The following is a 10,220-nucleotide window of genomic DNA, read 5'->3' as shown; positions in this document are numbered from 1 at the left end:
CGCGGACGGACGGGTACAACCCGCTACGCTTCTTCACCTGAGGAGTGCAGCTTTCCTGACGACGACAAGAGCCCTAGACAAGCCCTATCGTCCCACCCATGAGGGTTGGGCCTGTCAAGTGGCAGGCTGCTGACCCCGGGGTTTGCTGACTTCTCGGGGTGTCTTCTTTGGGGCTTCCTGGCGGTTGTTCGGCGCGGCTGCCGCGTGGGAGAGGGTCCAGTTGGAGCGCCCGGAGTCCGTGAGGGATCGAACGGGCGAGGACGAACGAGCTGGACGCCGACGAGCGGCGGGCGATGATGGATCCGCCGAGGACGTTCCGAAGTGGTCGTGGGGGCCTGCGTGTTGGTGTTCCCCGCAGTGAGCGGGCCGGCTCGTGACGTGTCACATCCACCCATCCGGCGTCCGGCCGGGACCGGCGCCATGACCGTGGTGCGGGGAACCGGGCTGCTCAGTCAGGTCATCGAGCGCGGCGGTGCCGTCTCATGGGACTTTGCGAGCGCGCCCGGAGCGTGTGGCCGCCCCTGACGTTTGCGGTCTTGAGGCCGACGGCGTGACGGGGCCTGCTCGTCGTGTGCCGCGCGCAGGACGTGGTAGGCGCGGGTGAGGAGCTTGCGGGCGACCGCAGTGGTGGCGATCTTCTTGCCCCGTCTGCGCGCCATGTCCTGGTAGCCGGAAGCGAACAGCGGGTGGCGTTTGGCTGTCTGGGCTGCCTCGCACATGATCCAGCGCAGCCACGCGTCGCCCTGCTTGGAGATGTGGCCCTGGTGCACGGTGCGGTCCGAGCTGTGGACGGTCGGGGTGAGACCGGCCCAGGAGGCGAGCCTGCGGGCGGAGGGGAACCGGGTGATGTCGCCGACCTCCGTGACGATCGCGAGCGCGGTGAGGGTGCCGACGCCGGGCAGTTCCATGAGCGCGGCGACGCGGGGATCGCCGCGGGCGTGAGCCGCGAGTTCCTTGTCGAGGGCGTCGATGGCTGGCTGCATGCCGTCCATGAGGGCGAGGAGGTCGTCGACCACACGGCGGGAGGCGTCCGGGAGCGGTAGTTCGGCGAGCCAGGCGCGGCCCGGACCGGTGCTGAAGCCGCCCGCCCGGGCATGCCCGAAGTCGGCGAGGACCGCGTGGATGCGGTTGCGCAGCAGCGTGCGCAGGCGGACCAGCTGGAAGCGGTGGCGGAGCAGGCCACGCTGCTGGCGCACGTCCAGTGGGGCGATCCACGCCTCCGGGAGGAGGTCGGCGCGCAGCAGCTGGCCGAGGGTGGCGGCGTCGACCTTGTCGTTCTTCAGCCTGGCCGAGGCGATCGCCTTGCAGCGCAGCGGGTGGACCAGGTGGGACTCGTAGCCGTAGTCGTCCAGGAGTTCTACCGGCCAGCCCCAGCCGTAGGCGGCCTCGAACGCGACCGGAGTGCCGATCGGCAGGTCCCCGATCACCCCGAGAACGGTCTCGACGCCGTTGGGGACGTTGCGGTTGACCTGCACCTCGCCGTCCTGGTCGATCACAGCGATCTGGGACCGCTTGCGGTGCACGTCGATTCCGACGTAGACAGACATTGCCGGGCCTCCTTCCCGAGCACGTATGTACGTACCCGGACGATAGGCATCGTCGGGCTGTGCACGGAAGGGGGCCCGACCCTCATAGGGTCAGGTCAGCGGCACTCCTCGTTTCTTGCTCACGGCTGGGACAGCCCACCTCGTGAAAGCGCGAGGCTAAGCGCCGGCGGAAGGCCCTCGTGGTCTGCGGCGCCTGCCACGAGCGGATCCACATCGGGAAGCCGAGCCCGAGGCTCACGCAGTAGTCACTGGAGAGCCGGATGCTCGGAAACGGGCCAGTCCGGTTCGGAGGGAGGCCGAGCGGAAAAGGGCCTGCACCGGCAGGCACCTCGCCGCTCGGCCGACCCTACCCGCACCCTGCTCGACGAGTGGGCCTACGCCAGGCCCTACCGCACCGAGCAGGAACGCCGCGACGCCTACCCCGCCTGGCTCCACACCTACAATCACCACCGCGGACACACCGCACTCGCAGGCAAACCACCCGCCAGCCGCATCCCTAACCTCACGGGACAGAACAGCTAGTAACCGTCAATACCGGCGTCACGAGAGTCCGGCCGGGTGAGTGCGAGGTCGGGCGCGAGGATGCCCGAGCCGTATCTCTCGGTGTCGTTGTGTGGGGGTCGCGCCGTGTAGCGCAGCTGGGCGATCACGCGCCTGGCGTCCCAGTCCGGATGTGCGGAGCGGACCAGTGCGGCGGCGGCGGAAGTGTACGCGGTGGCTGCGCTGGTGCCACCGTCTCCCATGCACACCGCAAAGGTCGTGGTGGAGTTGGTACACCCTCGGCTGTAGAGCGGCATGTGCGCGCCTGGTGCGGAGATGGCGACGCCGGGGCCCCAGGTGGACGAAGGCGATAGTTGCCCGTCGGGTCCGGTGGCGCTGACGGCCAGCACGCCTGGGTAGGCGGCCGGGTAGCTGATGGGGTCGTGGTGGGCGCCAGAGTTTCCGGCGGCTGCGACGACGACAACGTCTTTACTCAGGGCGTACCGCACTGCCTCCTGCCACGGATCGAGCGGACCAGGGAGGCCGAACGAGAGGTTGAGAACCTTCGCACCGTGGTCAGCGGCGTATCGGATCGCTTCGGCATCGCCCTGAGCGGTGACCTTGGGGCTCGGGGTGACGGCCTTGAGGGGCATAAGCGTCGCGCGGGGTGCGAGGCCCGGCAGGCCTCGGGCGCCGCTGATCAGCGCGGCCATCATGGTGCCGTGTGACAGCAGCTGGTCGTCATCGGTCTCGGGGGTTCCCGAATCAGTGAAGTCCACGGCCGGTAGGCGCGGTCCGGTCAGCGCGGCGTTGGCCTGCACCCCGCTGTCGACTAGAGCGACGATCACTCCCGCTCCTGTGGAGTTCTTCCAGGCGGCGGTGGCGTTCATGGCGCGCAACGGCCAGGGAAGCTGGGTGGCGTCCGGTGACGCGGGGGAGGAAGCGGGGCAGAGCGCGGCCACAAGGGCTGCCAGCGCAAGGATGCGGGTCGTCCCTCGAGTCACGTTCGAGTGCCTTCTAGGAGTAGTACTTGTGTAGGTCGTCGGAAACCAGCCCGGTTCCGTGGTGGATTGCAGTGCTGGAATAGGTTCTACGCATTTGGAGAGCCTGGCCAGTTCGTTGCTGCTCGATCAGTATTCCGGTGGCGCCATCAGAATGGGAACTGCGCAATCTGTCCCGGCGGGCCAGGAAAACGGTAGCGGCAATGACTGTGGCTACAAGCCCGACCAATAGTGCAATAACGGTGCCCAAGTCTTACCGCCTCCTTGATCGATAAACCTAATCCAACAGTAACTGGGCGGGACGGAGCGCGTCTGAGCGAAGTCACCACATACATGGCGGACCCGGGGGAAGGGCCCGGCGAAGAAGCCGGACCCATCCCCCGGATGGAACGTCAGCCTCGGCCGCCCAGGCCACCGGCGAACGTCACCGCGCACGTACGGACCTTGTAGGCGAAGTAGTCGTCACCCCGGTAGCCCGAGTTCCACCACGCCATGACCCCTGCGCAGGCCTCGCGGGTGGGCTGGAAGTAGGTGGTGCAACCGGCAGGACCGTCATAGTCGCAATGCCCCTCGGTGACCGTCTGCGCCGCACTGGCGCTCGTCGCGCCCCCCAGCACGGCCGCTGCCGAAATAGCCGCAGCCGCTACAACTCGACGTATGCGCATTTTCTTTTCCCCTCCGAAATGTTCCCTGTCTGGGAACATTCAAGAGTCTGGCACGAAGCGTCAGTCGACAGCCACAACTTGAGCAAATATTGAGCTTTGAGAACTTGGCTCCCAGGCACTCTGTGGGCAGGCTTAGGTGCCAACCGGAACCGACTGGTTCAAAAGCCAGAAATCCATCAGCCTGTCCAACAATGAGATCGCCGCCGAGGTCGGCGTCAGTAGCTTGCCTTTGTCTGACGGGCGCTGCGCTTGGGCCTGGTGGCTTCGATGTCGTAGGTCACGGCGGTGGTCTCTGCGCCGATCCGGGTCTCTTCGAGGATCAGGGGCAGGTGTGAGGGTCGGTCGTAGGTGACGCGGTGGACGACCAGCAGGCCGGCGGCTTCGGACAGTTGGAGCGCTTCGCGCTCGTCGGGCTGGGGGACGCGGGCGCTGATCCGATCGCGCCAGGCCAGTTCGCGCCCGGCGGCGGCCAGCGTCGCGTACGCCTCGGCCGGTGTCACGCCTGGCTGCTGGGCGAGGGGAGTGCCTTCGACGCGCTCCATCGGCAGTAGTAGACGGTGGAGGGCTCGGCCTTCGCCGGAGGGGTTGGTGATGAGGCGGTCGCAGCCGATCATCAGCTCGTCCTGGTCCATCTCCAGCAGCGGCGCGGTGATCGCGTCCGTGCGGGTGCGGTAGGCGGTCGGCTCCTCGCCCTGGTCGAACCATGCGTCAGTGGGCGTCTCGTACCGGCTGCCGCGCTGAGTGACGGTGCGCTCCATGGCGCTGGCGGGCCCGTGGACGGTGGCACGCACGAAGGTGCCGCGCCCCTGCTTCACGTCCAACTGGCCTTCACCGCGCAGGGCGGCGACGGCGAGCCTGACGGTTGGTCGGGACACCCCGTACGCCTGGGCGAGGTCGGTTTCCGTGGGCAACTGGGTGCCGGGGGGCCATTCGCCGGTGGCGATCGCCTGTCGCATCGCCGCCGCCACCTGCTTGTGCAGTGCCTCGTTCCGGATGATCGCCATGGTGTGGACCCCTTGGTGCGGGCGCCGGGGGAGGCCCGCGTCTCGTGTGTCGTGGTGTTTTCGAGGGTTCGTGTGTGGTCGTTTGCTCTGGTGGGGCGGCATATGTAGGTCTGTCGTCAGTTGCTAGGCGTTAAACGTAAGCATGAATCGCTTGCGTCGGGGCGTCAAGGTGTCGCATCATCAAGAGCGCAAAGGTAAGTACGTTTGACGGCGGACGTTAAACGGCCTTTGTGGTCTAGGAGTGTGCGCTCATGCAGTCCATTCCCGTGGACGGAACCCGGCTCGGCACGATGACCTGCATCGTTGCCCCCGGAGGCGCGGATCGCGAACCGCGAGACCGGAGAGGTGCGCAAGGACCGCGAGGGGCAGACTGTGTACACGGTCGGTGTCGCGGTGAGGCAGGACGGCCGGCGGGCCTCGATCATCGAGATCAGCGTGTCGGGCGAACCGATCGGCATCGTCGAGGGCGTGGGGGTGGCCGTCACCGGCCTGACGGCGTTCTCGTGGGCGATGGGAGACCGCCACGGCCTGTCCTTCCGCGCCGACGCCATCACGTCTATCCCGGCCTCCGCCCCGGCGTCGGGTTCGCGCAAGGGCGGCGACGCCTGATGAGCGGCGCGACCCGCGTGCGCCTGCGCGGCCTGCTGCGCGAACTCGGAGACCTGGCTGAAGAGGTGGACCCGTTCGGCCGGGACGAGGACGGCGCCCAGCTCTTCGACCACATCGCCACCGTCGCGACGAAGGCCGCTGGCCAGGCCCGTGACCTGGAGACCGAAGCCCACAACACCGCGATCGAGAACGGGGGACGGCCGTGATCCTCGCCCAACTCCTCTGGGTGATCCTGCTCGCCGCCGTGCTCATCCTGCTCACCACGGCCCCCGGGTTGCGGCGCAGCTACCCCTACGTGTGGTGGTGCTTGCTCGGCTACCCGGTCACCGTGGTCAGGGTCCGTCTCACCTGGCGGCGCCTGACCACGAACCTGGGTCTCGTGGTCGCGAAGCGTCCTGGGCGGGTGCTGCTCGGGGACCTGGTGGTCAGGGGTGATCCCCTCAAGCCGGTCCCGCCCCGTCTGGGTGTGCCGAAGCTGCGGCGCGGTGGTCTGGACGTGGCGGTGCGGCTGCACCCGGGGCAGGTGCCGGAGCACTTCCTGTCCGCCGTGGAGGCGATCACCCATGCCTGGCGAGTGCACGCGGTCCGGCTGTTCTCCGACGAGCGCGGGTTCGTCACCCTGTCGGTACTGGCTTGGGACCCGCTGCGGGCGCCCGTGGTGCCGTACCAGTTGAAGCAGCGTGTGCTGCGGGCGGTCGTCGGCCTGCTGGAGGACGGCCGGGCCTGGGTGATCGACTTCCGGCGGGCGCCGCACTGGCTGATCGTCGGCGCCACCCGCTCCGGCAAGTCCACGCTCATCGCCGCTCTGGTGAAGGAGCTCGCCCCTCAGCGCGTCGCCCTGTTCGGCATCGATCTCAAGGGCGGCATGGAACTGTCGCTGTTTGAGGACCGGCTCTCCGCGCTGGCCTCCACCCGGACGGAAGCGGCTCGCCTGCTCGCCGAGCTGGTCGCCGAGACGGAAGCGCGCATGCAGTTGTGCCGCTCGGTCGGCGCCCGGTCGATCTGGGACCTGCCCGCAAAGCTCCGCAAGCTGCCCGTCGTCCTGATCGTCGACGAGGTGGCGGAGCTGTACCTGATGGCCACACGGGAGGACAAAGCGGAAGTCGGGGAGATCTCCACGAACCTCCTGCGGCTCGCGCAGCTCGGCGCCGCGCTTGGCATCCACCTGGTGATCGCCGGTCAGCGGGTCGGCTCCGACCTCGGCCCCGGCGTCACGGCCCTGCGGGCGCAGTTGGCCGGCCGCATCTGCCACCGGGTGAGCGACGCGGGCACAGCGGAGATGGCGCTCGGCGACCTCAACAAGGACGCCCTAGGTGTTCTGTCCCGTGAGGTTGGGGATGCGGCTTGCGGGTGGTTGGCCTGCGAGTGCGGTGTGTCCGCGGTGGTGATTGTAGGTGTGGAGCCAGGCGGGGTAGGCGTCGCGTCGTTCCTGTTCGGTGCGGTAGGGACGTGCGTAGGCCCATTCGTCGAGCAGGGTGCGGTTGAAGCGTTCGACCTTGCCGTTGGTCTGGGGGCGGTAGGGGCGGGTGCGCTTGTGTGCGATGCCCTCGGCCGCGAGGGCATCGCGCCAGGGGTGTGAGCGGTAGCAGGCGCCGTTGTCGGTCAGCACGCGCTGGACGGTGATCCCGGCCCGGGCGAAGAACTCGTTCGCCCGGGCCCAAAACGCGGCGGCGGTCTCCTTGCGCTCGTCGGCCAGGATCTCGCTGTAGGCGAGGCGGGAGTGGTCGTCGACGGCGTTGTGGAGGTAGCTGTAGCCGGCCCTGGAGCGGTTCTTGCGGCCGGCCTCGCGGCCCAGGGTCTTGTGGCCGCCGCCGTCGGGGATGTTGCCGAGCTTCTTGATGTCGACGTGCACCAACTCGCCTGGTGCGGCGCGTTCGTAGCGCCGTATCGGACGGGCGGTGGCGCGGTCGAGGTGGGCCAGGCGGGCGAGCCGGTAGCGGACCAGGACCCGGTGCACGGTGGCCGGGTTGAGCTTGAGGAGGTAGGCGATGCGGGCCGGTCCCCAGCGTCGCAGGACGCGGACCTTGACGATCCGCCGCTCGGTCCGGGTGGGCAGCCTGCGCGGGCTGCGGTGCGGGCGGCTGGACAGGTCGCTCATGCCGGCCTCGCCGAGCGTGCGGTACCGGTCCGCCCACCGCTTGGCCGTGGTCGGTGAGACCTGGAAGCGCTCGGCGGCCCGCCGCAGCGGCCAGCCGTCCTCGACCACGCAGCGGGCCAGGCGCAGGCGTCCGGTCTCGGTCAGCGGTGCGTTACGGTGTGGCATGAGGGCCTTTCTGGAAACCGGGTAGATGTCGCAATCCACACCGAGCCAGAAGGCCCTCACTCATTTCAAGACCACACAGCCGTGAGCCCTGTCACCAACCTCCGTGGTCAGTACAGCTAGGCCAACCGGGTGCCGTACACCTAGATCGTGATAGTCCCTCAGCAGGTGACCACTCATGACTGCTCCGGCGACGGGCCCGGTGGCGGAGTGGATCGCGGAGATCCTTTCGAGGTGGGTCCCCCCGGAGGACTACGACGCGCAGCTCTCCGGGGTGGTGGCGGGCTACGTCAGTGATCGTCGACGGGAGCGTGTTCCTCCTCCGGGCGATGCTGGCCAACCGGGGTGACGGTGATCGAGTCGAGCTCAGGCGGCTTCCGCCGGCCTCGGCCGACGCTGTGTACCTCGACCTCGGAGATGACGGTTGCCACGATGGCCCGGCGGCGTTCGAGATTCTGCATGGTGTCATCGCGCCAGACGGCAAGCGCGTCCACCTCGGTCTGCGACTGCGCCACTGCTGCCGCCGCCTCCCGGGTGCGCAGCGACTGGAGTTCGGCCCGTAGGTGGCCCAAGGAGTCGAAGTAGTCCTCATCCTCCAACTTCTGCTCCTTCCAACGGAGACGAAGCAGCCGGATGCGTTCCTCCAGCAGGGAGATTTCGCCGGTCAGATCCGTGCCGGATTCGACCGGCGTGATGTTCGGCTGCTGGGCGAGCAGCGCGGCTTCGACGACCTTGTTCAGTTGCTCTTCGACCCACGTGTACGCCCGGCTGACCTTGCCGCACGCCGGGCGGCCGTCGGTCGCGTTGCGGTTGGTGGCGCAACGGGTCTGGCGGAACGTGCGGGTCTTGTCGGTGACCCATTGAATGGCCATGTTGGAGCCGCAGGGACCACACTTGAGGAAACCCGAGTAGAGGTGCTTCCGTTTGCCCGCGCCCTTGGCGACTGGGGCGGCCCGGCTGTCGAGTACGGCCTGAACGTTCTCCCACTCCTCCTTCGTCAGAGGATGCGGGTAGATGCTGTCGCCCAGTACCTGCCCCTTGTAGGTGATGATCCCGCCGACGCGTTCGGACCGGTACACACGTTTGACCTTGTTCGGCGTCCACCACGTCCCGGCCCCTGACGACCGCGCCCCCTTGGCGTTCCATACACGGGCGATCTCGCCGGGAGTCTTGCGGTCCATGAGCATGTCGTATCCGAGTCGGATCAGTTCGACCTCCTCCGGGACGACCCGCTGAAACCCCGAGTCGGCCGCGAAGCCGAACACGCGGGGGCCGCCGGCGTGCGGTTTGCCCTTCTCACGGCGTTGGAGGAGAGCGGAGTTGACCCGCTCCGCCATGCGTTCGGTCTCCTGCTGCGCGACCGCACCCTTGATCGTGAGGATCATGCGACCGGAGGCGCTGGCGGTGTCCTCGCCCTCGGTGGTGGCGAAGGCGAACCCGTGCTCCTTCTGCTCTTCCAGAAAGCTGGTCAGCTCGGTGATCCGGCGCGTGAGGCGGTCGATCGAGTAGACGACGATCGCGTCGATGATCCCGGAGCGGGCGTCCTTCATCATTTCGGTGAAGGCCGGACGGGGCTTCCGGCTGCTGGTGGACGCCGAGACGTCGTTCTCCGGATAGACCTTGAGGACCGTCCAGCCGAGACGGTCACACAGCTCCCGGCAGGCTTTCTCCTGGCGCTGGATGCCGAGTTCCTGTCCCTTGCGATCCTTGCTGATGCGGACGTAGACGCCGACCCGAGTAGCCTTGGGAATTGCACCCCCTGATCTCAAATGATCACTGTGCGTAACGTAGGTGTTCAGAGTACAGCGACGAACGTCGCGGGCCAGGTGCTGGTGCCGGTCCTGGTGGCCTCGCGGGAGAAGATCCTCGACGTCGCCGCCTACAACCACCCCTCCGGCGACCTGTACGACGACGCCCCGTCGGCCGTCATCCCGGCACAGGCGGACAAGGAGGCGGCCCCGGCGGCCGCCTGACCCCCGCCGGCCGGGCACACGACGAGGCCCGCCCCCGCACCGAGTGGTGCGGGGGCGGGCCTCGTTCTGCCACCGGCCGCCTAGGCCGGAAAAGGCAGGGGGCCCGCCGGTCGGGCGGGCCCCCTTGGGTGTTGCTCTTGTGCTCGTGGGTGACGGCCGTCGGGGGCCGTCGACGGACCCGGTGGGGTCCCGAGCGATCAGAACATCAGAAGATGGTCAGATAGCGACGACGTTCTCCGCCTGCGGGCCCTTCGGGCCCTGGGTGACGTCAAAGCTCACCGCCTGGTTCTCCTCCAGCGAGCGGAAGCCGCTCGCGTTGATGGCGGAGTAGTGGACGAAGACGTCGGGGCCGCCGCCCTCCTGGGCGATGAAGCCGAAGCCCTTCTCAGCGTTGAACCACTTGACGGTTCCCGTGGCCATGCCGTTCTCCTTGCGAGGGACGTATCGGGGCCACACCGTGTGGCACCCGGTCCGCTGCGCTGATCGCCCTGCCTCCGGACGAGTCCGAAGTTTTTCGATATTGCTGAAAAACTACAAAAAGCCTGCGGTTACATGCTCCGCAGGCTTCAAGTACTGCAAGGGGAATCAAACTGCAACTGAGGGCAACGCTAGCATGCGGTCGCTGTGACGACCAGGGGTGAACTGCGGCCCGGACGGCGCGTGTCGCAAGGGCCCGGGCCC

9 protein-coding genes and 2 pseudogenes are annotated in these 10,220 nt (G+C 68.0%); 5 read left to right on the top strand and 6 right to left on the bottom strand.

The genetic code is table 11. The features are described from left to right. Nucleotides 1–452: 452 nt before the first annotated feature. Nucleotides 453–1,547, bottom strand: a complete 1,095-nt coding sequence (locus tag ACIOJE_RS27065; protein WP_400779439.1) for an IS110 family transposase — start codon at nt 1,545–1,547, stop codon at nt 453–455. Between the two features lie 351 nt (nt 1,548–1,898). On the opposite strand from ACIOJE_RS27065, the pseudogene ACIOJE_RS27060 reads away from it, so the two are divergent. Beyond that, a pseudogene (locus ACIOJE_RS27060) lies at nt 1,899–2,069 on the top strand (integrase core domain-containing protein); the annotation flags it as partial. On the opposite strand, the gene ACIOJE_RS27055 reads toward ACIOJE_RS27060, so the two are convergent. Together ACIOJE_RS27055 and ACIOJE_RS27050 are read right to left on the bottom strand one after the other, a co-directional pair. Next, entirely contained in the window at nt 2,066–2,917 is an 852-nt protein-coding gene (locus ACIOJE_RS27055; protein WP_400779437.1) for a S8 family serine peptidase, read from the bottom strand. The pseudogene ACIOJE_RS27060 and the gene ACIOJE_RS27055 sit on opposite strands and share 4 nt — an antisense overlap. Nucleotides 2,918–3,908: 991 nt before the next feature. Beyond that, a complete protein-coding gene (locus ACIOJE_RS27050) occupies nt 3,909–4,697 on the bottom strand; it encodes a GntR family transcriptional regulator (RefSeq protein WP_400779435.1) in 789 nt (262 codons plus the stop codon). Nucleotides 4,698–5,042: 345 nt separating this feature from the next. Here ACIOJE_RS27050 and ACIOJE_RS27045 point away from each other — a divergent pair, with 345 nt between their 5' ends. From ACIOJE_RS27045 to ACIOJE_RS27035, 3 genes and pseudogenes are all read left to right on the top strand, one after another. After that, complete coding sequence (locus tag ACIOJE_RS27045; RefSeq protein WP_400779433.1) at nt 5,043–5,306, top strand: hypothetical protein; 264 nt, start codon at nt 5,043–5,045, stop codon at nt 5,304–5,306. Then, the gene (locus tag ACIOJE_RS27040; RefSeq protein ID WP_400779431.1) at nt 5,306–5,512 is read left to right on the top strand and encodes a hypothetical protein; all 207 of its coding nucleotides are present in this window, start codon (nt 5,306–5,308) and stop codon (nt 5,510–5,512) included. The genes ACIOJE_RS27045 and ACIOJE_RS27040 overlap by 1 nt, the downstream gene beginning before the upstream one ends. After that, nucleotides 5,509–6,486 (top strand): annotated as a pseudogene (locus ACIOJE_RS27035) (FtsK/SpoIIIE domain-containing protein); the annotation flags it as partial. The gene ACIOJE_RS27040 and the pseudogene ACIOJE_RS27035, both read left to right, overlap by 4 nt. A gap of 129 nt (nt 6,487–6,615) precedes the next feature. Here the strand turns inward: ACIOJE_RS27035 and ACIOJE_RS27030 are convergent. Beyond that, on the bottom strand, nt 6,616–7,569 hold the full coding sequence (locus tag ACIOJE_RS27030) for an IS481 family transposase (RefSeq protein WP_400779429.1): 954 nt from the start codon (nt 7,567–7,569) through the stop codon (nt 6,616–6,618). A gap of 287 nt (nt 7,570–7,856) precedes the next feature. Further along, entirely contained in the window at nt 7,857–9,335 is a 1,479-nt protein-coding gene (locus ACIOJE_RS27025) for a recombinase family protein (RefSeq protein ID WP_400779427.1), read from the bottom strand. Between the two features lie 9 nt (nt 9,336–9,344). Between ACIOJE_RS27025 and ACIOJE_RS27020 the strand changes: the two genes are divergently transcribed. Beyond that, entirely contained in the window at nt 9,345–9,539 is a 195-nt protein-coding gene (locus ACIOJE_RS27020) for a hypothetical protein (protein WP_400779424.1), read from the top strand. Nucleotides 9,540–9,755: 216 nt separating this feature from the next. Here the strand turns inward: ACIOJE_RS27020 and ACIOJE_RS27015 are convergent, their stop codons facing one another. Then, on the bottom strand, nt 9,756–9,959 hold the full coding sequence (locus tag ACIOJE_RS27015; protein ID WP_031063656.1) for a cold-shock protein: 204 nt from the start codon (nt 9,957–9,959) through the stop codon (nt 9,756–9,758). Nucleotides 9,960–10,220: the final 261 nt, after the last annotated feature.

It is taken from the genome of Kitasatospora sp. NPDC087861 (assembly GCF_044742585.1).
Taxonomy (GTDB): domain Bacteria; phylum Actinomycetota; class Actinomycetes; order Streptomycetales; family Streptomycetaceae; genus Kitasatospora.
Note: the sequence above shows the minus strand (reverse complement) of the source record. Positions and strands in the feature narration are given on the sequence as shown.